Source organism: Flavobacterium fluviale (assembly GCF_003312915.1).
GTDB classification, from domain to species: Bacteria; Bacteroidota; Bacteroidia; order Flavobacteriales; family Flavobacteriaceae; genus Flavobacterium; species Flavobacterium fluviale.
Genome location: NZ_CP030261.1, coordinates 3,596,077 through 3,620,991, shown reverse-complemented (window position 1 = coordinate 3,620,991; position 24,915 = coordinate 3,596,077). Strand labels below are relative to the sequence as shown.

Below are 24,915 nucleotides of genomic sequence, written 5' to 3'. Positions count from 1 at the left end.
ATTAATTGTAACGGGAGATTTTATATAATTCTCTACAACTATTGTTTAATTTTAATATTTACAACTAAAGTTCAAAAAAAATCCCATCGTTAAATGGGATATTTTTGCTTCATAATGTTTAGTCTACTTTATAGCCGTCGTCTGTAAAAGTTTCAGGCTCAACTTCGCGATCGTTTTCATCATAATCTTCAACAAGATCATCGTCTAGATCGTCTGGATCAAGTTCCTCATCTTCTTCATCTTCTTCATCCCAGTCGTCTTCTTCTAGATCACCTTCGTCTAAATCCTCTTCTAAATCTTCCTGATCATCTCTTTCTAATGCATTAGAGAATTCGTTATCTAAGTAATTATTGTCAGACGGATCTTCGCTAGAATCTAAAAATTGTTCCTGCTGCTCTTGTTCATCTCCAATTTGTTCTTTATAATATTGATTTGCTTCGTTTTGATTGTCTTGAGGGAAATTATTTTCATTCAGATCATAATTTCTATTGTTGTCTGTGATCATAGTGCTTTAATTTAAGTTTTAATATTAACTATTTGTAGCGGCGCTTCCTGTGCTTCCTGCTCCGCCAGAATTGTTATTTCCATCCTCTTCTTCGTAACGATTTGGATCTGTGCCATCTTCATCACGCTCATCTTCCCAATCTCCTGTATTTACGTGCTCTTTTGGATTGTTGTCATCTGCCTTATCTTGCAATTGTGCGTGATAAGGACATTTTTGAAGATCTTCGGTGTTATAATTTGTATTTTCCATGACTATATTTTTTTTTGATTTTTAATATTCTAAAATTAGATTATAGTCTCAGGTTTTTCTTTACAAGAATAAGTTGTTTTGTTGTCAAATTAACATGCATATCTTCAAAGCATTAGCTAAAATGAGGCGAATTTCAATTTTAATCTGCCAAAAAAGTGTATTTTTTCGGCTTCAGAATAAAAAAAACCTGCATAAATAGCGTAATGTCAAATATTTATAATATATTTAACACGTCAAACATGGGAATTGTGTAAAAAATGTACATAATTTTGCAACATCAAAAAGCTGAATCATCTTTTTTGATCAAACCCAAATCTTCTGTTTAAACTTAATTATGCCCTGCTTATGAGAATATTTTTTATGGCACTGCTTTTTTCTTTAACTTCCTTTACCACCTACAATGTAACGGATAAAAAAGAAATATTAACCGAGGTAGAATTTGCAAGACTTACAGATCATGTAAGCGAGATCAAAACTTTTACTACTTCAAACCGAGGTTACAACAGTAAAATTGCTTTTCTAGTTGACATGAAAATTAAATCAGGAAAGAATCGATTTTTTGTTTATGATCTTGAGAATAACAAAATTTTAGATCAAGGTCTTGTTGCACATGGTTCTGGATCTGAAACAGGAATTAAAGGTGATATTCTGCAATTTAGCAATACACCAAATTCAAACTGTTCTTCACTAGGTCGTTATTCTATAGAAAAGTCTTATAATGGAGTTTTTGGAAAAGCTTTCAGACTGAACGGACTTGACGAAACTAACAGTAATGCAATGAAAAGAGCAATCGTTCTGCACCGTTACAAAGAAGTTCCTGACGAAGAAAAAGAATATTACATTATCAACAGCCACGGCTGCCCAATGGTAAGTGATGTGTTTTTTAAAAGACTTGAAAAATATATTGAAAGTTCAAATTCTAAAATCATGCTTAACGTTTACTACTAGGCATAAAATTTATTCAACATATAATACGTCCTAAAAACAAATAAAATCACAGATTCATTTTGTTTTAGGACGTATTTTTTTGCGTTAATTTGCAGCGTTAAAGGCGAAAGCCTTCATGTAATATTAATTTCCGCATCAAATAATGACTGTAAAAGATTTAGCCGGCACATTTTCCATCTCTGGAAGTAATCAAGATGAAACTAATGAGATAACTTACAAAGGTATTCTAACTTTAAAAGTAGATGAGAATAACCGAATAAATGCACATTGGCTTATCAACAATACTCAAGCACAAAAAGGTAAAGGTTTTTTTAAAGACAATATTTTAGTTATTAATTTCAATTATAAAGGTGACGATAAAGAAACTTACAAAGGAGTTGCTGTTTATCGCTGTATCAGTAAAGATGTACTGGACGGATTTTGGTCAGAAAAACACGGAGATCCACTTTATTTAGGAACAGAATACTGTTTGAGAATAGAAAGTACGGAACGATTGAATTAAAAAGTAAAAAAGCGTAAAGTGAACAACTTTACGCTTTTTTTGAAATTTATGTATTGCAAATTTTGTTTTTTTTTATTTCAAACAAGGGAGTTGTAAAACATTAGCATTTAACGGCTGTTCTATTTTTCTTTCTAGTTTGTCTTTATTTACGGTAATATAGATTTCCATAGAGCCTGTTCCAACTTTAAGCGCTAAAATATGACCGCCATAAGCATCAAATTTATCATCGGTTGCTACGCCGTGCATGTGTATCGACGGTTTGTTTTCGCTCCAAGCTATTGAACCTGTAATACTTCCCATTTCTACTTTATTGAAGGTTTTGGGATGAAATTTCTTTTCTCCAAAATCATAAAAACCAAAAGTAGCATCTTGCGCAAAACCAATTCCTGTAAAATTTGCCGATGGAATTTTTTGTTCTCTCGCCAGTTTTTCAATTTCGGCTAAAACATTATCGCCTTCGCGAAGGACCATTAAATAGCCATAATTGGTTTTAGTATAACGACATTTTTGGCTGTCATTGTTTTGCTGTGCTTGTAACAAATTAAAAGCCAGACAGAAAAGTAAGCCCGTTATAATTTTATTAATTCGAATATTCATAACTGAAAATTTTAATTAGTATTTGTACGTGTATCTAACTGCATAATTCTATTATAATCCTCATTATACTTTTCAGGATCCGAAGCTGCGTATTCATTTTCAGGCTCTGGAATAACATGAATTTTTGAATCACTTATAGAAATAACTGCCGAGCAGACATAAATACCTACTTTTCCTTCGTTGTATTTAAAATCCAATAATGTCAGTTTTACTATGTCGTTGATTGATAGTTCGTAATAATTTCCGTAACGAATAATCTTAAAAGAAATTTGTTTTTCTTCTCCAATTTCAAATTGATTGGTTTGAATATTCTCGAAGATAAAATTGTTCTTTACGTCTTTTTCATTAAATCCCCAAGCTCTAAATTGGACAAAACCATTCATAAAGTCAATCGAAATATAGTATCCCGTTCCTTCTTTGTCACATTCAATTACAAATCCGGTTTTTCCCATGCCTTCTACAGAAAGAGTTCCCTCCCAGACAAAATCGCTTGATGGTTTTTCGAAACCATAAATTTCATATCCGCTGCGACAGCCAAAACGCCATTTGTTTTCATTTTCCGAAACAAATTCGGCGGTTGGATTTCCTAAAATAGGTAAGGGATGAGGAAGATCTTTTTGATGAATTGTTTTCTGATAAAGTTTTTCCCAGTAATAATAGCTTTTCAGCAGAAGTCTGCCGCTTTTATCTGTATCCAGTTCTTTTGGCGGTGGAATAACTCGATGCGTGTTCACATTTCCATCAGCAAAGTAAAAATTGTATACCAAATAGTGTTTTCCTTCTTTTACAACTCTGGCTGCGTAATTTCCCTGCGGTAGCAGTACATTATTATGAAAGGCAAAATATTCGCCTCTAAATTCATTGGCAGACCAGTAGCGGACTTTAATATCTTCTCTAATCGATCCTAAAAGGTAATGCATTCCTTTGATTTCAAAAACGCAGGGACATTCAACATCATCATAAACGTAAGGAATATGAAGCGGTTTTTGCAGCACATATCCTTCTTTTTCCCTTTTTGCGACACCTATGCATCCTCGACGATATATTGGACCAGAAGCACTTCTAGCACAGATTAATAAATAATCTTCGCCTTTATATTTGTATTTAAAAGGATCTCGAAAACTAATCCATTCTCGAGGATTGTTGTTTTTTCCTTCATAGTGCGGTGCTTCACTTTTAAATGGAAGTCCGTATAAATTTTCTTTTTTCCAAGTAATCAAATCGGCTGAAACTGCTCGGCCAACTTTTTGTTCGATTCCTTTATCCTGGCGTTTAAGTCCGGTATAGTACATTTCATAACCTTCGCCTTCCGATTTTTTGCTGACATGCATTGTCCATAACATATCATCATCCCATTCTCCTGGATCGCCAACAAATAAGGCATTTTTAACTCTCTTCCACGAAAGACCATCTTTTGACACTGCATGCGCAATATAATCGTGATTGGGGATTATCAAATGAAATAAATGATGAATTCCTTTTTCATCTATAAATACATCAACATCTCCAATTTCCCAATTACTAAATCCTGAACCTGAATACATTTTATTACTTATTTAATGGGTTAGTTTACTTTTTAAAAACATGCAGAAACATATCTGTATGTTTACTTGAATTAAAACCAACTTGTTATTTAATGATTTTATAATGTTTTAAACCTTCTAGAATTCCTTCTGATGCAGCGGTTTTAGCAACATAGATGCTTTTTGTTGTCTCATAATCTGCCAGTTCGGCACTTCTGTTACCAACAATAATTCCTTTTACAGGACCTCTAAACATATCGACATCATTTCCAGAGTCTCCAGCGGCAATAACATTGGATAATGGAATAGACCATTTTCGGCATAAAAATTTGATTGCATTTCCTTTAGAAGCTCTCTTCGGAATAAAATCTAAAAACTGGCCATGACTCGGAATTATATTCACTTTGTACCAGCCTGTTCCCAAAACTCTGATTAATTCTTCGTGATCATAGTCTTCCTTTTCGTAGTAATAAGAGATTTTAAATGGGTTTTGAGCATTTTCTTCCTGTAATTTGATCCATTTAACAGAACTCAATCTGCTTACAATGTCGTCTCTTTTCCATCTTCCTGATAAAAATTTTGCCCAGCCTTTGTCTAGAATATAATCTGTGCCGTTGGTGTAATAAATTTCTGTTCCAACAGAGCAGATGATGAAATCTGGCAGCGGAAATTCTTCTTCGTCAATTACTTTTTTGACCAAATCTAAATTTCGCCCCGAAGCCATTGCAAAAGCCATTTTCTCGGTACGATTGACAAGATGTGCTTTTAATTCTTTTAAACCAGGATTGGAAAGTTTAGGTTCAATAAGAGTTCCGTCGATATCTGAAACTAACAAGTGATCGATTTTTCTTTTTAAACGGCTGATATTGATATTTGGATAATGTTGTTTTTTAATTCCAGCGCCAGACGAAAGCGATAAATTTTCATTAATCAATTCAACATATTGATTAACGTGGCTTACCCAGCTGTAATGTTTCTGAATATTGATTGCTCCGTTATTAGAATAATATTTCCATTGATTTTCATCGGTTAAAATATTTCGAAGCGCTTTTTTAATTTGACTTTCTTCCTGCGGATCTACTAATTCTCCGTTTTGGCAGACCGGAATAATTTCTGAAGGCCCTCCGTTTTTGGTAACAACCACCGGAAGTCCAGAACTTGCAGATTCAATAACGGTCAAGCCGAAGTTTTCATGCAGAGCCAGATTTACAAAAACACCCCTTTTTTCGGCAGCATATCGATAAATGATTGAAACCTCATTCTCCACATCATGCTTTTTAGGAATTGCCATTTTTCCGTACAAATCATATTTGTCCATCAGCAGCAATAAATCTGTCAGAACATTTTTTTCAGATTCAGGCATCTTGGCAATGTCTTTACGAATACCTGCAAAAATTACTAAATTGGCGATGCTTTGAAGTTCTTTATCTTTACCATAGACTTCAATTAGGGTATTCAAGTTTTTGTGTCGATCAGGTCTTGAAAGTGCCAGAATAATAGGCTTATGCGGATTGGTTAAGAATTTTGAAATGGTTTCTGAAACCCAATATTTTCTTTGTACTTCTTCCATATTTTTTTCAGGATCAGTTTCCTGAAAATAGTAAGGCATAAATTTTCTAGTATCAATTCCAGGTGAAATCGCGTGGTATTTTCCTAGCTCAAAATTTTTGTAAACTTTATAAGTTTCGATTTCCTGTTCGGTAGAAGTAACAATAAATTCAGAAAGTTCTAATGTTCTTTCTTCTGCAGCAGTTCTTGCTTTAAACTTGAATTTTTTCTCCAAGTCTTCTTCAGTCTGTCCGCTTTCTAGTAACTTTTTCTTTTTATAATAACCCAAAGAATGTCCGGTATGGGCGAAAGGAATATTTAAAATTGCTGATAATTCGGCAGCAGCGTACCCAGCATCGGCATAATGAGAATGAATCCAGTCTGGAAAAATATTATGCTGCTTAATATGTTGTACAACACCATTGACAAACGTATCAAGACCTTCCCAAAGCTGTTCTTTTGCTTTGTATTTTTTTCCTAAAAAAGGAATTCGTCTAATATCTAATTTATCATTTATAATTTCAACCGGCACTGCATATTCTGGTGAAAGAGAAGGATCATCTATTAATCGGGTAAAAAGATGAACATGTTCTACATCTTCATGCTGTGATAAAAATTCTGCTAATTCGTAAATATATTTTGTCTGGCCTCCGTTATCAGCATCTCTTCCTATCTCAAGACCAGAACCTTTTAAAAGTCCGTGAATGTTTATAAGTGAAATTCGTAATTTTTTCATCATTCTTCAATATTGTTTGAGGGCCCAAGTTACTGCGCCCTTATTGATTTGGAAGAAATAATTACAGTTTTTATTTACATAGTTCCCATGTATAAATGTAAACTACTCATGTTATAACTATAAAAAAAGCCTGACAATTTTTAATCAGGCTCTTCGAATTATTTCTAATTTCTATTTATTAACTCATCAATTTCTGTCAGTTCAATCTGCGGATTTGCTCCAGCAGATCCTGCAACCAATGCACCAGTGGCACAGGCAAAGTTTAAAGCTTTTTGTGGATCTTCTCCAGTTAAAAGAAATGTGACTAACGCCCCTAAAAATGAATCTCCAGCGCCTACAGTATCTTCAACTTTTACAGTATAACCCGAATTAGAATAAAGATTTTTATCCCAAAGTAATAATGCACCGTATTTACCTTTTGTGACACAAATAGCTTTTGCATTAGTCAAAGAACAGATAAAATTCATATTTTCTTCGATAGTGGTAAAAGGAGAATCAAAGGCCTGGCTGATTTCTGTTATTTCATCATCATTGAATTTGATGAAATCTGCAGACTGCATTAATTCCTGCAGAATTTCATAAGTGTAATGTGGTTTTCTCAAATTAACATCAAAAACTTTATAAGCATTTGTGTGCAATAATTCTTGGAGGGCTTGTCTCGAAACTTCATCTCTGCAGACCAAACTTCCGTAAATTAAAACGTCTGCATTTAAAACTTCTTTTCTAGCAATTTCATTTGGAATAATTTTGTCCCAGGCAGATGGATAAAGGATTTCGTAAGTTGCAGATTTGCTTTCGTCTAAAGTTACGTTAACCAATCCTGTAGGGAAATCGTCTGATTTTAAAATAGTTTCTGTTTCTAAGCCTAAGCGTTTTACTTCAGCAATAATTTCTTCGCCATCTAGATCGTTACCCACGCAGCTTATCATATTTACATCGGCGCCAAGAGCCTTCATGCGAAGTGCTACATTCAGCGGAGCGCCGCCAATTTTTTTTTCATTTCCAAAAATATCCCACAATACTTCTCCGAAAGCAACAGCTTTAAGTTTTTTGTTGTTAATCATTATAATTTTGTTTTTGTAAATTATTGGACTTGGATTTTGCCCGATTTTTATAAAAATAAGAAAGATTAACGGCTTGTGCAAACCAAAGCACCCTTTGAATAACATTATAATGATTGCAGCTGTTTGAAAATAAAATTAAAATGAAATAATTTAAATTTAAATGTTAAAAAAAACATGTTCATAAACTGTTGATAAATAATAGGTTGTGAACTGTGTTAAAATATTATTTCCATTCATTAATTATTATAAATTTATAATTGAATGACAGCTAATTACTGTGAAAATTTTTAGATATGGGAAAAGCTATACAATTACAGGTGCGTAAAGAGCTGAATGGAAGACAACAGTTCAATATTATTAAATTAAAAGGGAGTTTAATCTCTAAAGGATACACTGAAATTATACATATCAGTGATCAGGATGATGAATTTCATATTAATTCATTTGAGACAAAAATGGAGGCAAGGGGAGAAGTGCAGGAATTCATTCAGGATTTTATTATGAAAGAAGACTTGGCTAATACCATAAGTGTATTAAGACCGTAGCCGTTATGTCGTAAAGTTCATAATTTAAAAGAGAAATATAACAAGAAAGACAGTTCAAACGAACTGTCTTTCTTGTTATAAACTTTTTTTTTTAACCGTGGGCTTCAACAGAAACATCGTTCCATTTTTCCCAATTTTCCAATCTTTGTTCGTAGCTCTGTTTTACAAATGGCAGTGCCACTTTTCCAAGTAATAATCGTAAAGGAGGATTTTCGTTTTCAACTAATTTTACAATTATGGGAGCTGTTGCTTCAACTTTTCCGAAGATGTTTTCTGCTGCCGCCATAGCTTTTTTAATTTCATCATAAACAGGTAAACTTTCGCTGTTAATTCCTGTGTGCCAGATATTAGACGCATATCCGTTGGGTTCTAATATAGTTACATTAATTCCGAATTGTTTGACTTCTGAAGCTAAAGATTCACTTAATCCTTCAACAGCAAATTTTGAAGCACTGTAAAGTCCCATTGAAGCTGGTAATGTTGCTAATCCTAAAATAGAGGAAACCTGAATAATATGACCGCTTTTTTGCTCTCTCATAATTGGTAAAACGGCTTGACTTAACCATAATGTTCCAAAAAAGTTAGTTTCAAATTGTTCTCTCGCTTCTTTTTCACTCGCTTCTTCAACAGCGCCGGTAAGTGCGTAACCTGCATTGTTAATTAAAACATCAATTGTTCCAAAATGCTGTTGTACCTTCTTTACGACTTCTAGAGATTCTTCCCTTTTATTTACATCCAGCTGTAACGGCAGAACTGCATTCCCGTATTTTTCTTTTAAATCGTTTAAAGTATCTAGATTTCTCGCAGTTGCTGCTACGTTGTATCCTTTAGCTAAAAAAGCTTCTGTCCAAGTTCTTCCAAATCCTTTTGAAGCCCCAGTAATTAAAATTGTTTTTGACATGGTTATTGTTTTTTATAATTAATTTAAAAATATGACTGATCGGTCATTTTTATGATAAAAAAAATTATATCGAGTTCTCAGATATAATTTTTTTAAGTGTTTCTTCTATTGTTTTCATATTGTCATTATTGCCAGACATACGTGACATTAAATGACCGCCCTCAAGCATGGCAAAAAGAACAGTGGCAAACTCTGATCCATTCCATTTCGGACTAAATTCGCCGTCAGCAATTCCTTTTTCTATAATAGCAGATAAAAGCTGCTGTCCTCGTTTTATTGCTGTATTGACTTTTTCTTTTACAATCGGATTAGTATCGTCAGCTTCTGTTCCAAAATTTAATAGTGGACAACCGCCGCTAACAGGTGGATTAAGCGGATTACTGAAAAAATCGATATAGGCCAAAAGCTGTTCTTTTGCACTTTTTCCCTGGCTTAATTGCGCCTGAAGTTTAGTGCTTAATATTTTCATGTTGTGGTCCACGGCAGCGCAGGCCAAAACGTCTTTATTTTCAAAATGAACATACATACTTCCTTTAGACAATTTTGTCGCCTCCATAATATCGCTCATAGAAGTTGCTGCAATTCCCTTTGTATTAAAAATAGGAGCAGCTTTTTCTATAATAAATTGTTTGGTTTCTTCCCCTTTTGTCATGGCAGTTGTATTTGATGATGCAAATATATGACCGATTGGTCATATATGCAAATATTTTTGATATTTTTAATTAGAAAGAGAATAATCACTTAGAAAAGTGTAAAGTATGTTTCTTAATTTTCTTTTAAAGACGGAAGAAATCTGTCTTATAAAACTATGCTTTTTTAAGACTGTTTTATTTACATTTGCTTTATATCTGAATTAACAATGTTTTTTTTTATTTAGTGCTAAGGTCTAGTTTATGAACAGATTTTCAAAGATTTTAATTTTTGTATTCTTAGTTTTAATCATATTATATTTTCTTTTTGGTAATAGTAGATATAATGGAAAAAATCAAGTTGTTACCAATTGCAATGGTTGCTTGATAAAAACCGAATTAGAAGCAATTAACAAAGCAGAAGATATTTTGTTTAAAATTTATGGAGAATCAAAAATCATTGAAGAAAGACCTTATAATATTAAATTAGTGGATAATAAAAAGTGGATCATAGAAGGAAGCATAAATAATAACTTATTTGAAACTATTTTATATTCTTTTATTCCAAAATTTGGTGGCTGTTTTGAAATAATACTCGATGCTAAAACTGGCGCAGTGATAAACGTCACTCACTATAAATAATAATGATATCACCAATTATAACCAATTCAATAAATGAATAAATTCGAATTGTACTGGAGAGACCTAAATATAGGTTCTATTGTAAAAACCTATTTTGATATGAGAGATTTTGGAATAATTTCTTATAAGTTCGATTATTTAGCAGAACCTTCTGAAAATAAGCATCTAGCAGATTTTATCAAGCATTCCATACGGTCTAGCATTCTTATAGAAGAAGGAGATGAAGAAGAAAATGCCGAGAGCGCCGAAATAGAAGAAAGAGAATTTCTGGATTTAATTAATACTACAGATTGGTATCTTATCAATGAGAAAGGCGAGAGAAAAATAATTCTTTGTCCAATGTTTCATGAAGATGACGGTATAACTTGGATGATAGATATGAAAGCTGCACAATCTTAAAAATCAGAGTTGTTCAGTTTTTTTATCAATTGACACTATAAGAAGTTTAAATAGTTTTTACATGAGTCTTTTAAGAATTAAGTTTTAGAAAGATTTTAAAATATTGATCTATGAAATGGAAACTTATTATTTTAATTTTTATGATAATTTCTTGTAATAAGAAAGAGAGCGACAAAATTGTAACCTCAGATAATTCAGCAAGTTATTTCAGAAGGAAATTGGATGATAAAAAACTTATGGATAGTTTGAATTATCTTGTTCTGAGTAAAGGTGACACTTTGGCTTACAATGAATTAAAAGGCATACATTACATTGGAGAACAGAAAATGACAGGAATTCTCTATTATGCATTGATCATGTCAAACAAGTATAATTATAAAAGAGCTTCATTTGATGTTTATGATATTCTAACTATTAATGAGAAATTTTTAGATCAAAAAACACGAGCAATGGCAGATGAATATTTAATAAAAAGTAAAAAATATAAATCAAAGCCCGCCATAACGAAGCGTTGATCCCAAAATCAACATCGCAATGCCTATTGAAGTAACACTTAAAATAATTATGGCAATTCTATTTATATTCTTTTCGTTAAGATTTGGAATAACGTAAAATTGAGCAATAACAGCGCAGATAAAAGTACAGAAAAGTAAAATCAGTTTTATAGAAACTACTTTTTCAAATCCGCTTGAAAAATGAAACCAAGTCTCGGCTGTAACGCCAAAATCATACGCCATCCAGATTCCGGTTACAATTAATAAAGCTAGGGAAGACATGCCGAGCGCTTCAAATTTCCTTTCAAAATTTAAAATGATGTGTGGATCTTTTTTCTTTAATGCTGTTGGCAGATAGCAGATCGCTAAAAGTAAATGACCGCCAACCCAAACTGTTGCCGCCAATAGATGAATTATTAATATAAAATGATGCAATGTCATAATTTATTCATTTTAAAATTGTTACTTTCTAAAACAACTTTTTTTTTGAGATGGATAAATTCAACTCAATTAACGTTTTAGACGTTTTTCAAAGTCAGAAAATAAGCCTGACCGCGTTATCTTTTTAAAGGTATGAGGAAGACTTTATAATTTAACGCTGCAAAATCCAATTAATGGATTATGAATCAGGCTGTTCAATATTTTTGTGTAGGAACGTTTCATTCACTTCGTAAAAGTCCTAACAACTCTACTATTTGTTTTAAAGATTTTTTAAAAAGAGAAGGAGTTCTGCTCTCGACACGGCCGCGTACGCTATTAAATCATTCGTTTAAAGCACACACAGACTCCAACCAGAGCAGTATCCGGTGAGACAATCCAAATTATTGGTATCTATGCCGACATTCCTATGAGCAGAACTTTCTTCTTTAATTAAAATTTAATCCAAGTTATTTTGGAAGCTTTTAAGCATATAATTGGAATAGGTAAATGTATTATCATCATTTCTTTTAAAACATGATTCTAATCATATTGTTAGATGTTTATTTTATTATTTTTTGCAGCGGAGGAGATTTATGATTTTTGGAATTTATCAAAGCAAAAAAAAAGCTGCAGCATTTATAGCTACAGCTTTTTTTTATAAAAGGAAGATTTTGATTCTAGTTAACTAGAAAAATTTAATCCCTTATTTTTAAAACTATTATATAATTCTTGTCTTGCTAAACTTATAGTTTCTTCGGTTCTGTAAATACTGCACCAGAATTTGATAAGGAGCTTGTATTTTCCGTCAGAAATTGCACTGTAATAAATTTGCGATGGTTTTGTATTATTGACCATTGGCAGATTAGCAAGTGTTTCGTTTACTACTAAATTGATTTCTTCAGGAACGGTTTCGCCTACGATTTCAAAAGTAACTTCAACTAGTTTAAAGTTATCGGTATAGGTCCAGTTGGTAATATTTTGCGATAATAAATTACCATTCGGAATAATGATTTCGGCACCATTTGGCGCATTGATTTTGGTAGTTCTAAGTCCCATAGATTTAACTCGGCCCGATTCTGAACTAATTTCTACAACATCACCAATTTGAATTGGTTTATCGAAAATCAAGATAATACCCGAAACAAAATTGTTTACAATGTTTTGAAGTCCAAGTCCGACACCGACACCTAATGCCCCTAAAAGAATACTTAATTTATCTAAAGGCATTCCTGAAGCAGCAACCGCCAGCAGATAGCCGCTTATTAAAACTACTAATCGTGTAATTAGTAATTTTGAATGCTGTCTTTTGTTGATGTTTTCTTCGTTTTCGTCATCAATTTCACCAAAGAAATAAGCAACATAATTTTGCAATAAATGCGCAACCCAGATAATGATAAAGAATAAAACAATGTTACCAAGTGTAAATGTGATACTTCCGATTGTGTTTGGATGGCTTAAAATCTTTTGAAAAGAAGCTCGAAGCGATTCCCAAATATTAAGATTTGAAGCAATAACCACCAGCCACATATAACTAATAACGATTATAAAAGGTTTCTTTAAAGTATCCGACAAATTTTCGTAATCAAACATTTTTTCGATTCCTCTTTTTACTCTAGTGGTGTAGATCTGCAGTAAAATAATCTCCAGAATAATCTTTAGTAGTACACTTAAAGCAACGATTTGAGTAAGTGAAATAAATGCCGTAAGACTTAACATATTAGAAAGTGAAACTCTTCCAAATAAATTATAAAGAATTGACAAGATATTTAATCCGATGAAGATGATACTTGCCCATTTAAAAAAGCCTTTTATGTAAAGTTCTTCTTTAAGTGTTTTAATTTGAACTAAACCATAACGAATTCCTAAAATATTGATGGCCACAAAAGCGAAACGCTGCAATAATCCGATCGTGATAAATAGATCAAGAAAGCAAAGTGCAAAGAATAATCCTAATAGGAAAAGCCAGTTTCGCATAGCAACTCCCGACCATTGATTCTTAAAAAGAACCGTTAAAACTCCAAGCAGAAGAAGCTGCAATATTTCTAAAAATAATGCCGGCGCATATAAATTACTAACAACTGCAATGTTTAAAGCAATTACTAAAACCGGTAGTAAAACACCGCGATTTAAATATTTAAAATTTAAAAGAGAGAGACTTTCAGAATAGCCATTTGCTTTTAGGTATTTGATGTTTCGCGAAATATACCAGAACAAAAGTCCCATGAAGAAACATAAAGTAATAAGTCCGCCGGCTTTGTAACTTAAGTAATACGCCGCTACATTTTCTTCTATTATAATTTTGGCTTTAATATTATGCGTTACTTTTTTAGAAGCGGCAGAATCGCTAATCTGCCATAAGGAAGGGTATTCTTTATTAAAAATACTAATCCCAGATTTTTCGAGTTTATTTTCAACAGTTAATAAAGCGCTCGAAACAGCAATCTTTCGTTGTACGGTTAATCTTTTTTTATTGTTTAAAGTAGTTTGGTTGGCAGTCATAAGACTATCTGTACCAATATATCTTTTTTTAAGGTCGGCAAATTCTTTTTTGAATTGCTTACGTTTTATAGTATCTCTCAGTAATGTAATTAAAGTTTTGTCTTTACGAAGATCAATTACACGGTTTTTAATCTTTTCCAGATTAAGGTTTCTGGAGTTTATAGCTTTATTTTGTTCTTCTAATTCCTGCTCAATTTCTTGCAGTACAATGCGGTACATCTGCTGGTTACGCACATTGGGATTTGCACCTTTTAGACTGGCTAAAATAAGGTTCAGTTTACTTTCGGTACGGTTCATATCGCCGAAAAGATGATATGTATCACCTCCAAAATCAATATCATTGTAGGCAGATTCTAATACTTCTCCAGCTTTTTCTATTGCCATTAAGTAATCGCTGTCCGTGGCTGTAGTGTCGTTAAATAATCGAGATGAGCTTTCTTTTTTTACAGGTTTTTGCTCCTGCGAATAACTTTGCATCGAGAATGCAAAAAAGAAAAATAGAGCGAAAAAATAAAAAGGCTTCTTTTGAAAAATCATAATGTGAATGGCTTATTTAGGGAGATCAAATTTAATTTTTTTTGCAAAACTTTTCGTGAAGAAAAAATTAAATTAGACATTCACCTGCATTTTATCTTTGGATTGCAATTATGAGGCTTTCAAATGGCTTTATGGCAGAAATTTAATCTTGAAAATAGTTTCAAAATTAACTATCGAAGCTGAAAAGGAGAGACCTTTGTCTTTAAAAATATCCTTAAAATAAAAAAACAATTATCAAAAGCAGGAATGCGGTTACAATTAGCAGAATGTTAATGGCTAACTGAATAGTTTTCTGCTTATTAATTAGCTCTTCGATAGTCATTTCGCTAGGTTTCTTTAGTTTCATTTTATATTTTTACGGTAGAAATTTTCACAAATTTTGACTAAAAATTATTCTAAAACAATAAGTCAAATTTTATTGACTACCCAATACATTATGGAAGAAATAGAAACTTGTCCAGCACAAAGACTTTTGAAAATTTTATCTGGTAAATGGAAAGCTGAGATTTTTCGCCTAGCGGTTGAATCGCCGTTACGATTTAATACTTTATTGCGGCAAATTCAGGGTTCAAACAAACAATCTTTGGCTACAGCTTTAAGAGAATTGGAAGAAGAAGGACTTTTGGAAAAAACTACCATAAAGTTGAAACCTTTGCACATTGAATATGACTTGACAGAGAAAGGAAAAGCTCTGATTCCTGTGTTTCAGCAATTGGAAGGTTTGTCTTAAGTAACTTTCATTCAAAACTAAAAAAGACAGTTGAAATGCCTTTTTTAATTTAAAATTTTTGGAGATGAAACTTTATTTTTTGGAAGATAAATCCAAAAGATAGTTCCTTCATCAGGTGTACTGTTAAAGTTTATAAGACCGTTATGGTTTTCGATAATTCTTCTGCAGAGTGCTAAACCGATGCCGTTACCGCCATATTGATCGCGCTCATGTAAACGTTGAAACATATCAAAAATACGGGCAGAATATTTATTATCCATACCAATTCCGTTATCGGCAATAGAAATCACCTCGTAATTCTCGGGATTAACAACCAGCGTTTCATCTTTTGGGATATCTCCGTAAGAAATGGTTACAGTAGGCTGTGTACTATTAAATTTAAGTGCATTATTAATTAAGTTGTAAAATAACTGCCCTAACTGTGTATCCAGACCCAAAACTTTTGGAAGCGGGTCAACATTTATAATCGCATTTTTTTCTTCAATAACCATGCTTAAATCACTCTGAACTTGAAGCAGAACATTATTAAGATCTACTTCTTCAAAATATTGTTCTTTATTTTCTATTCGCGAGTAATTAAGGACATCAGCAATTAAATTGGATAATCTTCCTGCTGCAAGCGTAATTCTATCAAAATAATATTGTTTTCTCTGATCTTCACTAAGATGTTCTCCAGCGCGGGAGAGCATAATCATGATTTTACGCAAGGGTTCTTGTAGGTCATGACTGGCTATATAGGCAAACTGTTCCAATTCTTTATTTTTGAAACGTAATTTAGAGTTTGCACTTTCCAATTCATGCTGAATCATTTTTAACTCACTATTGTTTTTAAGCGTTTCAACAACCATTTTTTGAGCGCTGATATCAACAAAATAAACCAGCCAGCTGTTAAAAGTTCCATCTTCTGCTTTATTTGGTGTTATTGAAACCAAATGCCATGTATAGTCTGATGCATTTTTAATTCTGGTTTCGCCAAAAAATACGGTATGATTTCTTTTTGCTTTGCTCCATCCGTCTAAAATAACATCAATATCATCGGGATGAATAAAACTATGAAGCGATTTTCGATCGAAATTAAGAAGTGGTTTCGCCAGAAAATTTTCCAAAGATTCATTTACTAATAAAACATTATTACGCTCATTAATAATACAAATCAGAATTGGGAGTGTATTAGCTAATTGTTTGTACTTATTTTCACTTTCGGTCAGCTTTTCTGAAAGCGCAATAAGTTCTATATTCTTCTTTCGAATCTCGTCGTAAGGTGAAAGCGGCGGTTCGAATTTAAAATAGTCAATAAGACTTTTTATTTTGGTTTCTGAAAGCAGTCCAGGAGAGGCAATAGGCTGACTTATCCTAGTAATCGATTGATTATTAGAATAGCTGTATTCCATGTTGTTAGAAATTTTAGAAGCATAAATAAAAGCCTCTGGATTGCAGTTTTTTAAATCTACAGAATCGGTAATAATTGCCGCTACTTCCTTTTGGGTGCTTTTGATAATATTCACGCCTAAAACGAGCACAGAGTTCTTTCCCTTAGCAATAGAACATCTGGCAATCTCAGAAACAGCGGTTGCAAATCTTGTTTGAAAAGAAGATGCCATACCGCACATTTCTGCAATTTTCATGCATCGCTTATGGGCTAATATTAAGTCCATTTCATTATCAAGATTGATTTTTATGATCTCTTTCATGGTACTTAATTTATTTTGCCTACGAGTATTGTAGCGTCGTCTGTTCCTCTCACATTTTCTTTGTAAATGGCAGATGCAATAATGGAAGAACTTTGTTTAAGAATAGAATTCATATCATTAAGATTCCATCTTGTACGCAATCCATCGCTGTGCATAATAATAATTTGATGCTTTCTATAAGGAACAATTGTACTGTTTAAAGTACGCGGAATATTATGTCCTATAATTCCGTTGTAAGGTGTATAGGTCTTATTTTCCAGTCCATTATAAATTCTTGTGTTGATATTGCCCACGCCGCAGATATTCCAAGTTTCTGATTTATAATCTACAGAAGCTATTGTGCCAACAAGTCCTCTGGTTTTTTTTACTCTAGAATGAATATCTCGAATTATTTCAGCAGGTTCAGTTTCTACAGACTGTTTAAAGATTTTTATAGCATTTTGTACAGCTTCGGCAGCGCTTTCTCCATGACCTAATCCGTCGCCAACAAATATTTGAAAACCTCTGTTTGAATGTTTTATATGATATCCGTCGCCGCAAGCTTTTTCACCAGGATAATTGACTGCGATAGCATCATAATTAATACCAGATTTTACTGGCGGTAATTCTATCTCGGATTTTTCGCAGATTCTTACATATTGGACACAACCCCAGTTTTTCATGGAGTAAATTTGAAATTCGTTACTCAATCTTTTAATTGAGCCTAATCCGTGTCCAAGCGTGTTAGAAGTAGAATATCCGTCATTCATTATTTTGCTGACATTTTCAAATCCAACGCCTTTATCCAGGCAGTAGATTTCAATTTCATTGTATCCGTTATCTAGATGTGATCTGTAAAGTAATTCCCCTCCGTTAGCGTATTTGATAAGATTTGAAGTTAATTCTGCAACAATAATATCTGTTTCAGCTGCTCGGTGGGGTGTAAAGCCCAATTGAAGGGCCAGATTATGTATTTCTCTTTTAATAAAAGCAATAAGACTTCGATCGTCTATTTTATAAGTGGAAAACGTATTATCCATTTTTCCATTTTGTTATAGTAACGGTAGTTCCGTTTCCCAGTTCTGATTTAATTTCAAATTCATTAACAAGTCTTTTAGTTCCAGGCAGTCCCAAGCCAAGGCTTTTTCCAGTGCTGTATCCATCTCTCATAGCCATTTCTATATCGGCTATACCCGGTCCTTGGTCAATAAAAGTTACACGTACACCATGATCACGGCCATTGCTGACAGATTCTATGATGACTTTGCCGCCGCCGCCATATTTTAGCAGATTACGGACAAGTTCACTTGTGGCAGTAATTAATTTAGTTTGATTTAAAATGCTCATACCAATCTTTACGCCATATTCCTTCACACGATTGCGCAATGGTACCACATCCTGCTCCCTTATAATAAGAGATTCTTCTTTACTATTCGTTATCGTTGTCATCTAAGTGCTCTTCATTTTCGCTGGTTTGCATTTTTGAGCGTAATAGATCCATCCCTTTTTCAACGTTCAGGGCGCTTATGACTCCGTTTAAAGATAATCCTAATTCAACAAGTGTAATGGCAACGGCAGGCTGCATTCCTACAACTACTGTTTGTGCATCCATTATTTTAGACATTACTGCTATATTTCCTAAAATTCGGCCCATAAATGAGTCAATGATAGAAACTGCAGATATATCAATTAATACACCTTTAGAACTATGTTTGCTTATTGTATTAATTAAATCTGATTCGAGGTTTTCTGCCAGCTGGTCGTACAAGTCTACTTGTATGGTCACAAGCAAAAAATCCCCCATTTTTAGTATAGGAATTCTTTCCATATCAATAATAAAATCTTATCTACAATTTATTTCTTTTAACAACAGAAAGCTGTAACATGTCAAATGCTGTTTTAAGGGCACTAGCCAGAGAAGCTTTTGTAATGATTCCGGTAAGATCAATTCCTAAGTGAACTACAGTTTGAGCTATTTCTGGGCGAATTCCGCTAATGATGCATTCTGCTCCCATTAAACGTGTTGCACTAACTGTTTTTATAAGATGCTGCGCAACAAGAGAATCTACCGCAGGAACACCTGAAATATCAAGAATTGCAATAGAACTTCCTGTATCTACAATCTGCTGTAAAAGGTTTTCCATAACCACTTGAGTTCTTGAACTGTCTAATGTTCCAATAATTGGCAACGCAACAATACCTTCCCAAACAGTAATAACTGGAGTAGAAATTTCACTTATCTCGTCAACTTGTCTAGAGATAACATCTTCTCTTCCTCGCATAAAAGCTTCGAAAGTTAGAATCGTTAAATTATCTAAAACTGAATTCAATTTTAAATTAGCTTGGTAAAGTTGTGAAGGGTCTGTTATTACTTCTGAAAGAATTTTAGAAGAAGCTTCTTTTAATGAAGTTAAGTATTGAGCATTTTCTCTTGGAGAGTAACCACGTTTTCCTCTTGAAGTTGAAATTCCAATTATAAGATCTTCTACTTTTTCTAACTCGCGAGAATCTTCATTTGATATTGCGGCTAAAAAGACAGAAGCAAATTCTTTTGACTCTTCTTCTTCCATCGCGCCATCACTAGCTCCGCTCTCTGAAAGAATTTGTGACCATAACGTTAATAATTTGTTTTCGTGCTCCTTTAAGACACCTAGGATATTGTTTTGCATTTGCTGTAAAATTTGGATTTTCTCTAACAAATATATGACAATTAAATATACTTTAGGAAAAGATTTATTAAAATGCTAATAAACTATAAAATTATTTTTTATAGTTAAAAATAATATGATTTATTTATGTCAAGAATATATTTGTTTTGAAATTGTTAATGTTTTGAAGATTATACTGATAATAGTTTAAAAGTGGCAATTTCTTTACGAGGTCTGTTTAATTTTATCTTTTTGATCCATTAATTATTCATGTAAATGTGGTAACTAAATGAATAAAATTTTAAATTAATTTTTTAATTTAAAACTTTAAATAACATCAAATAATGTTCTGTAATAAAATTAATTAATATCATTTTATTGTTTTAATTGATAGCCTATTTTTTATTAATCAGTAGAACTTCATTTCCAGCAATTGCATATATAATATGATCTAAATTTGGCTTTACTAAATACTTTCCTGTGAATTCACCAAATGCAGGTAAAATCATTTGATTGCTTTTGCTGAAAAAACAGCGCAATTTTAGACTTTGAAGTCCTAAGCCTCTCAAAATTATTCCAGGATGAATATGCCCAGAGAAATTAAATGAATTTTCTTTTTCAGTTGGATGATGTGTAAAGAAAAAATCATCAATTTCTAATATCTCAACCACAATTACACCAATATTTTTATAATGATTTTCATCTATGATATCGTGGTTTCCAGTAATCAAATACGTTTCATAATTGTTATCTAGAACCCAGTTTTCGAATAAATTCCATTCGGCATTTTTGGTGCTGTGGAATAAATCGCCTAAAAAGATAATTTTCTCTGGAGTAAAATAATCTAAAACTTCTGTAATCTTTCTAAAATTCTCTGAAATTGCACTTTGCGGAATAGCGATTCCGTGTTTTCGAAAATGAGTCACTTTTCCCAAATGAACATCGGAAATAATTATTGTATTTTTTTCTTCCCAAAAAACCGCTCCACTGCAATGCAGTATAAATGTTTCGTTATTGATTTTAATTTTCATAAAGTATTATTTCATGTAAGAAGCGGTCATTTTCTGAATTCTCTCCGCTAATGTTTCACTTGAAAGTTTTTCTCTTAAACGATCCGAAATTATAGGAAAACTAAACGGAGTAGGTTTAAGACATTGTTTCCAAATTATTTTTTGATTTGCAATTCGTTCCAAAGCCAAAATCAAACGTCCTTCTTCCAGCTGATGTTCAAAGGTTTCACGGTAGGCTTGGTGCAATAATAAGTTATCAGGCTCAAAATCCCTGAATACTTCAAATAACAATTGAGACCCGCTTTGTAAATGTTTTGTTTTGACCATTTTCCCAGGAAAACCTGTAAAAACCAGTCCTGCAATTACTGCAATATCGCGAAATTTTCGCCTTGCCATTTCTGTCGAATTCAAACTTTTCTGCAAATCATGATGTACATATTCTGTAGATAATAGATTGTTATCCAATACCGCTTCAATATCAATTTCCTGATCAGAAAGCAATTCAAATCCGTAATCATTATAAGCCAGAGAAAAACTGATCGATTGCAGCAAGCTAATTCTGTAAGCCAATAAACTTGCGAGAGCTTCGTGTACAAAACGTCCTTCAAACGGATAAAATATCGCGTGATAACCTTCCCGGCTTTTAAAAGTTTCAATCAAAAATTCATTGTTATCAGGAACAATAGATTCTTTTCGCTGTCTAATAAACAATGGGTGAAGCGCTTTTAATTCGGGTGAAAGATTATCAGTATTAGCTCGATATAGTTCCTGACGAAGCAATTCACTCATTTGTGCTGATAATGCCATGCGTCCGCCCATCCAGCTCGCAATTTTCGATTCTTTTTTCGGACTGGCTTTTTTGACCAAAACCTGCATATTTCGAATTCGGAATAATTCCAGTTTTTTTCCTGCAAAAATAAAAGTATCGCCGGGTTTCAATTTCGAAATAAACCATTCTTCAATAGTTCCAATATAGCCGCCGCTCATGTATTTTACATTCAAAACAGCATCGCCTACTATTGTTCCAATCTGCATTCTATGATGCATTGCAATCATTCGGTTGTTAATTTTATAACGGCCGTCTTCTTCAATTTCTACCTTTTTGAATTCGTCGTAAGCATGAAGGCTCTGACTTCCGTTGGTAATGAAATTCAGGATCCAGTTCCAATTCTCTTTTGTAATGGTCTGGTAGCTGAATGTTCCCTGTATTTCTTTAAAAATTTCATCTGGAAAGAAACCGTCAGAAACCGCTAAAGTATTGAGATACTGAACCAAAACATCCCAGCTGTTTAAATATGGAACACGATCTTCGATTACGCTGTTTTCTACGGCTTTTTTTAAAGCAGAAGCTTCTATAAGTTCAATAGCATGAGTGGCAAGAAAATAGATGACGCTTTCTTTTCCCGGCTGATGACCGCTTCGTCCTGCTCTCTGCATAAATCGTGCAACACCTTTTGGACCGCCAACCTGAATAATAGATTCGACTGGAGCAAAGTCAACTCCCAAATCTAAACTAGAAGTGCAGACAACGACTTTTAATTCTTCATTTCGAATGGCATTTTCAACCCAAAGTCTGGTTTCTCTGTCAATGCTTCCGTGATGCATTGCCATTTCGCCAGCAAATTCTGGATATTTTTCAAGTAATCTCTGGTACCAAATTTCGCATGCCGAACGAACATTGGTAAAAATAAGTGTTGTTTTACTGGCTTTTACAATTTTTGCTGCTTCATCAATTAAATGTAAGCCCATGTGTCCGCGCCAAGGATAAGTATCCATTTTCTCTGGAATTATCGAGACAACTTTTATTTTTTTATTAATGACAGCTTTAATTAAAACAGAATTATGATAAGCCTCAGAATCGACACCAAGTAAAACTTCCTGAGCCTGCTGCAGGTTGCCAATTGTTGCTGAAATTCCCCAAATTCGAATGTTTTTAGCGATTGTTTTTAGTCTAGATAAACCTAATTCTACTTGTACACCGCGTTTTGTTCCCAGCAATTCGTGCCATTCATCAATTACAATTGAGCTGCAGTTTTTAAAAGTAGATTCGTATCCCTTTGAAGCTAAAAGCAATTGAAGACTTTCTGGAGTTGTAATTAATAAATCGGGCATTCTTCCTTTTTGCTTGGCTCGTTCCGCTGCAGAAGTGTCTCCAGAACGAATTCCAACCGTCATTTTAATATCTAAATCATTTATAACTCTTTCTGCCGCTTGTTTGATTTCGACTGATAAAGAGCGCAGGGGCGTAATCCAAATAGCTTTTAAGCCAGGTGTTTGTTTTGTTTTATAGTTTGGATTTTCTTTAATATAATTTAAAATAATTGGAAGCCAGAGCGCATACGTTTTTCCGCTTCCAGTTGGCGCATTTAGCAAGCCATTTTTTCCCTGCAAAAAAGCAGTCCAAGTCTGAGTCTGAAACGGAAAAGGTTTCCATCCCTGATTTTCAAACCAATCACTTGCGATCGTAAATAACTGCTCTCTATTCATTTATGAAATCATATTTTTTAAATCATCTATAGAATTGGCTTCATCGATTTTTTTATCCTGACGCCATCTTAAAATTCTGGGAAAACGGGTTGCAACGCCGCTTTTATGTCTTTTGGAAAGTGCAATTCCTTCAAAACCAATTTCAAATACTAATTTTGGTGTTACGCTTCTTACAGGCCCGAATCTTTCTAAAGTATTTTTTTTGATAAAATCGTCTACCATTCTAAATTCGGCGTCAGTTAAACCAGAATACGCTTTCGCGAAAGTGACGAGTTCACGTTCATTATTTTCATTTTCATGCCATAAGGCAAAAGTATAATCGGTAAACAAATTAGATCTTCGGCCGTGGCCACGCATGGCGTAGGTGAGAACCGCGTCTATTGTTAAAGGTTCAATTTTCCATTTCCACCAATCGCCTTTTTTTCTTCCCACTAAATAGGGAGAATCTTTCCGCTTCAGCATTAAACCTTCACTACGCATTTCGCGCGATTTTAGTCTTTCAGCTGTTATTTGTTCCCAAGTTGAAAAATTAAGTCTTTCTGATAATTGAAGCGGAATATCTTTTCCGATTAAAGTCGTAAATAATTCTTCTAATAATGTACGGCGTTCTTCATAAGACAGATTTCGAATATCATTTCCCTGCCATTCTAGTAAATCATAAGCTTTGATGATAACGGGAGTATTTTTTAAAACAGAAGCTGATACATTTTTTCGTCCAATTCTCGTCTGCAGATCATTAAAAGTTCCAATTTGATTATCTATGAAAGGAAGAATCTCGCCATCAATTACAGTTCCATTTGGAATATTTACGATGAACGAATTGAACTCAGGATATTTATCGGTTACCAATTCTTCGCCTCGGCTCCAAATGTAAATTTCATTATCTCTAATAATAGTTTGAGATCGAATTCCGTCCCATTTATGTTCGGCGCTCCAATCTTCTGGATTTCCAAGATTTGAAAGTTCTCCTTCAACTGGATAAGCTAAATAGAACGGATATGGTTTTGATAAATAATCGCTGCTTCTTTCGTCTAAAATTAATTCTTGAAAAGTAATCGTGTTCGGATTCCAATCTCCCATTAATTTGTATGCAAGAGTATCTTCGTCAATATTCTCAGATTTAGAAAGTGCTCGAGTCATTAATTTCTGACTTAAACCAATTCTAAAACTGCCTGTAATTAACTTTGTGAAAACGAACCTTTCGTAATAATTTAAATTAAGCCAATTGATCTGTAAATATTCTTTTTTTTCAATATCGGTTTTCTTTTTTAAAGCGATAATTTCTTGTAGAAATTCCGTCAGACTTTTATCAGAATGTTCTTTTGTAGTCGGAATCACCAATGCAATAGTTTCAGCCAAATCACCAACAATATGATAACTTTCTTCAAACAACCAAAGCGGAATATTCGCCAGTTCGTTTGCCCACAATCGTAATAAAGTTGTATTAACAGGTCGGGGAGGGCGACGGTGCGAAAGAATAGCTATTGTCCAGACTTTGTCTTCATCACTAGCTTTTTGAAAGTAATTCGTTAAAGCATCAACTTTTACCGATGTTTTATTAGAACTATCCAGGGTTTTTATAAGCTCGGCAAAGTTTTTCATAGTTTTTTAGTTGATGGTTGATGGTTTATT

Annotated in this window: 25 protein-coding genes; 7 read left to right on the top strand and 18 right to left on the bottom strand. The window is 33.3% G+C overall.

The features are described from left to right. Positions 1-118: 118 nt before the first annotated feature. Positions 119-505: a hypothetical protein gene (locus HYN86_RS15945; RefSeq protein WP_113678932.1), complete on the bottom strand. Its 387-nt coding sequence runs from the start codon at positions 503-505 to the stop codon at positions 119-121. Positions 506-529: 24 nt separating this feature from the next. After that, positions 530-754, bottom strand: coding sequence for a hypothetical protein (locus HYN86_RS15940; protein WP_113678931.1), 225 nt, complete (start codon positions 752-754; stop codon positions 530-532). 345 nt (positions 755-1,099) lie between these two features. Here HYN86_RS15940 and HYN86_RS15935 point away from each other — a divergent pair, with 345 nt between their 5' ends. Then, positions 1,100-1,702, top strand: coding sequence for a murein L,D-transpeptidase catalytic domain-containing protein (locus HYN86_RS15935; RefSeq protein ID WP_113678930.1), 603 nt, complete (start codon positions 1,100-1,102; stop codon positions 1,700-1,702). Between the two features lie 142 nt (positions 1,703-1,844). After that, the gene (locus HYN86_RS15930) at positions 1,845-2,204 is read left to right on the top strand and encodes a hypothetical protein (protein ID WP_113678929.1); all 360 of its coding nucleotides are present in this window, start codon (positions 1,845-1,847) and stop codon (positions 2,202-2,204) included. A gap of 72 nt (positions 2,205-2,276) precedes the next feature. Here HYN86_RS15930 and HYN86_RS15925 read toward each other — a convergent pair whose 3' ends face one another. The 4 genes from HYN86_RS15925 to HYN86_RS15910 all read right to left on the bottom strand — a co-directional run bounded on the left by HYN86_RS15925 (position 2,277) and on the right by HYN86_RS15910 (position 7,672). Beyond that, on the bottom strand, positions 2,277-2,801 hold the full coding sequence (locus HYN86_RS15925; RefSeq protein ID WP_113678928.1) for a PPC domain-containing DNA-binding protein: 525 nt from the start codon (positions 2,799-2,801) through the stop codon (positions 2,277-2,279). An 11-nt stretch (positions 2,802-2,812) separates the two neighbouring features. Beyond that, complete coding sequence (locus HYN86_RS15920) at positions 2,813-4,345, bottom strand: glycoside hydrolase family protein (protein WP_113678927.1); 1,533 nt, start codon at positions 4,343-4,345, stop codon at positions 2,813-2,815. Between the two features lie 85 nt (positions 4,346-4,430). Continuing rightward, positions 4,431-6,611 (bottom strand): HAD-IIB family hydrolase, encoded by a 2,181-nt coding sequence (locus HYN86_RS15915; protein ID WP_113678926.1) that lies wholly within the window; start codon positions 6,609-6,611, stop codon positions 4,431-4,433. A 161-nt stretch (positions 6,612-6,772) separates the two neighbouring features. Continuing rightward, positions 6,773-7,672: a carbohydrate kinase family protein gene (locus tag HYN86_RS15910; protein WP_113679967.1), complete on the bottom strand. Its 900-nt coding sequence runs from the start codon at positions 7,670-7,672 to the stop codon at positions 6,773-6,775. Positions 7,673-7,965: 293 nt separating this feature from the next. Between HYN86_RS15910 and HYN86_RS15905 the strand changes: the two genes are divergently transcribed. Beyond that, positions 7,966-8,217: a hypothetical protein gene (locus HYN86_RS15905; RefSeq protein ID WP_113678925.1), complete on the top strand. Its 252-nt coding sequence runs from the start codon at positions 7,966-7,968 to the stop codon at positions 8,215-8,217. 91 nt (positions 8,218-8,308) lie between these two features. Here HYN86_RS15905 and HYN86_RS15900 read toward each other — a convergent pair whose 3' ends face one another. Together HYN86_RS15900 and HYN86_RS15895 are read right to left on the bottom strand one after the other, a co-directional pair. Continuing rightward, the gene (locus HYN86_RS15900) at positions 8,309-9,118 is read right to left on the bottom strand and encodes an SDR family NAD(P)-dependent oxidoreductase (protein ID WP_113678924.1); all 810 of its coding nucleotides are present in this window, start codon (positions 9,116-9,118) and stop codon (positions 8,309-8,311) included. A 64-nt stretch (positions 9,119-9,182) separates the two neighbouring features. Continuing rightward, the gene (locus tag HYN86_RS15895; RefSeq protein ID WP_113678923.1) at positions 9,183-9,770 is read right to left on the bottom strand and encodes a TetR/AcrR family transcriptional regulator; all 588 of its coding nucleotides are present in this window, start codon (positions 9,768-9,770) and stop codon (positions 9,183-9,185) included. A gap of 241 nt (positions 9,771-10,011) precedes the next feature. On the opposite strand from HYN86_RS15895, the gene HYN86_RS15890 reads away from it, so the two are divergent. The 3 genes from HYN86_RS15890 to HYN86_RS15880 all read left to right on the top strand — a co-directional run bounded on the left by HYN86_RS15890 (position 10,012) and on the right by HYN86_RS15880 (position 11,303). Next, complete coding sequence (locus HYN86_RS15890; protein ID WP_113678922.1) at positions 10,012-10,389, top strand: NTF2 fold immunity protein; 378 nt, start codon at positions 10,012-10,014, stop codon at positions 10,387-10,389. A gap of 33 nt (positions 10,390-10,422) precedes the next feature. Then, complete coding sequence (locus HYN86_RS15885; RefSeq protein WP_113678921.1) at positions 10,423-10,788, top strand: hypothetical protein; 366 nt, start codon at positions 10,423-10,425, stop codon at positions 10,786-10,788. Positions 10,789-10,898: 110 nt separating this feature from the next. Continuing rightward, positions 10,899-11,303 carry a hypothetical protein gene (locus HYN86_RS15880; RefSeq protein ID WP_113678920.1) on the top strand — a complete coding sequence of 135 codons (405 nt, stop codon included), beginning with the start codon at positions 10,899-10,901 and terminating at the stop codon, positions 11,301-11,303. On the opposite strand, the gene HYN86_RS15875 is transcribed toward HYN86_RS15880, so the two are convergent. Next, positions 11,277-11,723, bottom strand: coding sequence for a CopD family protein (locus HYN86_RS15875; RefSeq protein ID WP_113678919.1), 447 nt, complete (start codon positions 11,721-11,723; stop codon positions 11,277-11,279). The two genes, HYN86_RS15880 and HYN86_RS15875, sit on opposite strands and share 27 nt — an antisense overlap. Before the next feature lie 660 nt (positions 11,724-12,383). Next, the gene (locus HYN86_RS15870; RefSeq protein WP_113678918.1) at positions 12,384-14,738 is read right to left on the bottom strand and encodes a mechanosensitive ion channel family protein; all 2,355 of its coding nucleotides are present in this window, start codon (positions 14,736-14,738) and stop codon (positions 12,384-12,386) included. A 436-nt stretch (positions 14,739-15,174) separates the two neighbouring features. Here HYN86_RS15870 and HYN86_RS15865 point away from each other — a divergent pair, with 436 nt between their 5' ends. Then, complete coding sequence (locus HYN86_RS15865) at positions 15,175-15,468, top strand: winged helix-turn-helix transcriptional regulator (RefSeq protein WP_113678917.1); 294 nt, start codon at positions 15,175-15,177, stop codon at positions 15,466-15,468. A 44-nt stretch (positions 15,469-15,512) separates the two neighbouring features. Here the strand turns inward: HYN86_RS15865 and HYN86_RS15860 are convergent, their stop codons facing one another. The 8 genes from HYN86_RS15860 to HYN86_RS15825 all read right to left on the bottom strand — a co-directional run bounded on the left by HYN86_RS15860 (position 15,513) and on the right by HYN86_RS15825 (position 24,885). Further along, positions 15,513-17,159 (bottom strand): sensor histidine kinase, encoded by a 1,647-nt coding sequence (locus tag HYN86_RS15860; RefSeq protein ID WP_113678916.1) that lies wholly within the window; start codon positions 17,157-17,159, stop codon positions 15,513-15,515. Between the two features lie 5 nt (positions 17,160-17,164). Then, positions 17,165-18,178: a SpoIIE family protein phosphatase gene (locus HYN86_RS15855; RefSeq protein ID WP_113678915.1), complete on the bottom strand. Its 1,014-nt coding sequence runs from the start codon at positions 18,176-18,178 to the stop codon at positions 17,165-17,167. After that, positions 18,171-18,587 carry an anti-sigma regulatory factor gene (locus tag HYN86_RS15850; protein ID WP_113678914.1) on the bottom strand — a complete coding sequence of 139 codons (417 nt, stop codon included), beginning with the start codon at positions 18,585-18,587 and terminating at the stop codon, positions 18,171-18,173. Before HYN86_RS15850 ends, HYN86_RS15855 begins: the two co-directional genes overlap by 8 nt. Next, a complete protein-coding gene (locus HYN86_RS15845; RefSeq protein WP_230406377.1) occupies positions 18,568-18,942 on the bottom strand; it encodes an STAS domain-containing protein in 375 nt (124 codons plus the stop codon). Before HYN86_RS15845 ends, HYN86_RS15850 begins: the two co-directional genes overlap by 20 nt. Positions 18,943-18,985: 43 nt before the next feature. Continuing rightward, positions 18,986-19,807 (bottom strand): STAS domain-containing protein, encoded by an 822-nt coding sequence (locus tag HYN86_RS15840; RefSeq protein ID WP_113678912.1) that lies wholly within the window; start codon positions 19,805-19,807, stop codon positions 18,986-18,988. A gap of 374 nt (positions 19,808-20,181) precedes the next feature. Then, positions 20,182-20,817 (bottom strand): ligase-associated DNA damage response endonuclease PdeM, encoded by a 636-nt coding sequence (gene pdeM / locus HYN86_RS15835; RefSeq protein WP_113678911.1) that lies wholly within the window; start codon positions 20,815-20,817, stop codon positions 20,182-20,184. A 6-nt stretch (positions 20,818-20,823) separates the two neighbouring features. Further along, the gene (locus HYN86_RS15830) at positions 20,824-23,283 is read right to left on the bottom strand and encodes a ligase-associated DNA damage response DEXH box helicase (protein WP_113678910.1); all 2,460 of its coding nucleotides are present in this window, start codon (positions 23,281-23,283) and stop codon (positions 20,824-20,826) included. Then, positions 23,284-24,885, bottom strand: a complete 1,602-nt coding sequence (locus HYN86_RS15825; protein ID WP_113678909.1) for an ATP-dependent DNA ligase — start codon at positions 24,883-24,885, stop codon at positions 23,284-23,286. It lies immediately after the preceding gene. Between the last annotated feature and the right edge of the window lie 30 nt (positions 24,886-24,915).

What these genes read in the sequence shown, in the direction of transcription:
- HYN86_RS15825 (WP_113678909.1), bottom strand. Translation starts at nt 24,885, where the DNA reads ATGAAAAACTTTGCCGAGCTTATAAAAACCCTGGATAGTTCTAATAAA.
- HYN86_RS15880 (WP_113678920.1), top strand. Translation starts at nt 10,899, where the DNA reads ATGAAATGGAAACTTATTATTTTAATTTTTATGATAATTTCTTGTAAT.
- HYN86_RS15890 (WP_113678922.1), top strand. Translation starts at nt 10,012, where the DNA reads ATGAACAGATTTTCAAAGATTTTAATTTTTGTATTCTTAGTTTTAATC.
- HYN86_RS15840 (WP_113678912.1), bottom strand. Translation starts at nt 19,807, where the DNA reads ATGCAAAACAATATCCTAGGTGTCTTAAAGGAGCACGAAAACAAATTA.
- HYN86_RS15865 (WP_113678917.1), top strand. Translation starts at nt 15,175, where the DNA reads ATGGAAGAAATAGAAACTTGTCCAGCACAAAGACTTTTGAAAATTTTA.
- pdeM (WP_113678911.1), bottom strand. Translation starts at nt 20,817, where the DNA reads ATGAAAATTAAAATCAATAACGAAACATTTATACTGCATTGCAGTGGA.
- HYN86_RS15830 (WP_113678910.1), bottom strand. Translation starts at nt 23,283, where the DNA reads ATGAATAGAGAGCAGTTATTTACGATCGCAAGTGATTGGTTTGAAAAT.
- HYN86_RS15855 (WP_113678915.1), bottom strand. Translation starts at nt 18,178, where the DNA reads ATGGATAATACGTTTTCCACTTATAAAATAGACGATCGAAGTCTTATT.
- HYN86_RS15895 (WP_113678923.1), bottom strand. Translation starts at nt 9,770, where the DNA reads ATGACAAAAGGGGAAGAAACCAAACAATTTATTATAGAAAAAGCTGCT.
- HYN86_RS15940 (WP_113678931.1), bottom strand. Translation starts at nt 754, where the DNA reads ATGGAAAATACAAATTATAACACCGAAGATCTTCAAAAATGTCCTTAT.
- HYN86_RS15930 (WP_113678929.1), top strand. Translation starts at nt 1,845, where the DNA reads ATGACTGTAAAAGATTTAGCCGGCACATTTTCCATCTCTGGAAGTAAT.
- HYN86_RS15875 (WP_113678919.1), bottom strand. Translation starts at nt 11,723, where the DNA reads ATGACATTGCATCATTTTATATTAATAATTCATCTATTGGCGGCAACA.
- HYN86_RS15860 (WP_113678916.1), bottom strand. Translation starts at nt 17,159, where the DNA reads ATGAAAGAGATCATAAAAATCAATCTTGATAATGAAATGGACTTAATA.
- HYN86_RS15870 (WP_113678918.1), bottom strand. Translation starts at nt 14,738, where the DNA reads ATGATTTTTCAAAAGAAGCCTTTTTATTTTTTCGCTCTATTTTTCTTT.
- HYN86_RS15885 (WP_113678921.1), top strand. Translation starts at nt 10,423, where the DNA reads ATGAATAAATTCGAATTGTACTGGAGAGACCTAAATATAGGTTCTATT.
- HYN86_RS15920 (WP_113678927.1), bottom strand. Translation starts at nt 4,345, where the DNA reads ATGTATTCAGGTTCAGGATTTAGTAATTGGGAAATTGGAGATGTTGAT.
- HYN86_RS15845 (WP_230406377.1), bottom strand. Translation starts at nt 18,942, where the DNA reads ATGGGGGATTTTTTGCTTGTGACCATACAAGTAGACTTGTACGACCAG.
- HYN86_RS15905 (WP_113678925.1), top strand. Translation starts at nt 7,966, where the DNA reads ATGGGAAAAGCTATACAATTACAGGTGCGTAAAGAGCTGAATGGAAGA.
- HYN86_RS15850 (WP_113678914.1), bottom strand. Translation starts at nt 18,587, where the DNA reads ATGACAACGATAACGAATAGTAAAGAAGAATCTCTTATTATAAGGGAG.
- HYN86_RS15910 (WP_113679967.1), bottom strand. Translation starts at nt 7,672, where the DNA reads ATGATTAACAACAAAAAACTTAAAGCTGTTGCTTTCGGAGAAGTATTG.
- HYN86_RS15945 (WP_113678932.1), bottom strand. Translation starts at nt 505, where the DNA reads ATGATCACAGACAACAATAGAAATTATGATCTGAATGAAAATAATTTC.
- HYN86_RS15900 (WP_113678924.1), bottom strand. Translation starts at nt 9,118, where the DNA reads ATGTCAAAAACAATTTTAATTACTGGGGCTTCAAAAGGATTTGGAAGA.
- HYN86_RS15935 (WP_113678930.1), top strand. Translation starts at nt 1,100, where the DNA reads ATGAGAATATTTTTTATGGCACTGCTTTTTTCTTTAACTTCCTTTACC.
- HYN86_RS15925 (WP_113678928.1), bottom strand. Translation starts at nt 2,801, where the DNA reads ATGAATATTCGAATTAATAAAATTATAACGGGCTTACTTTTCTGTCTG.
- HYN86_RS15915 (WP_113678926.1), bottom strand. Translation starts at nt 6,611, where the DNA reads ATGATGAAAAAATTACGAATTTCACTTATAAACATTCACGGACTTTTA.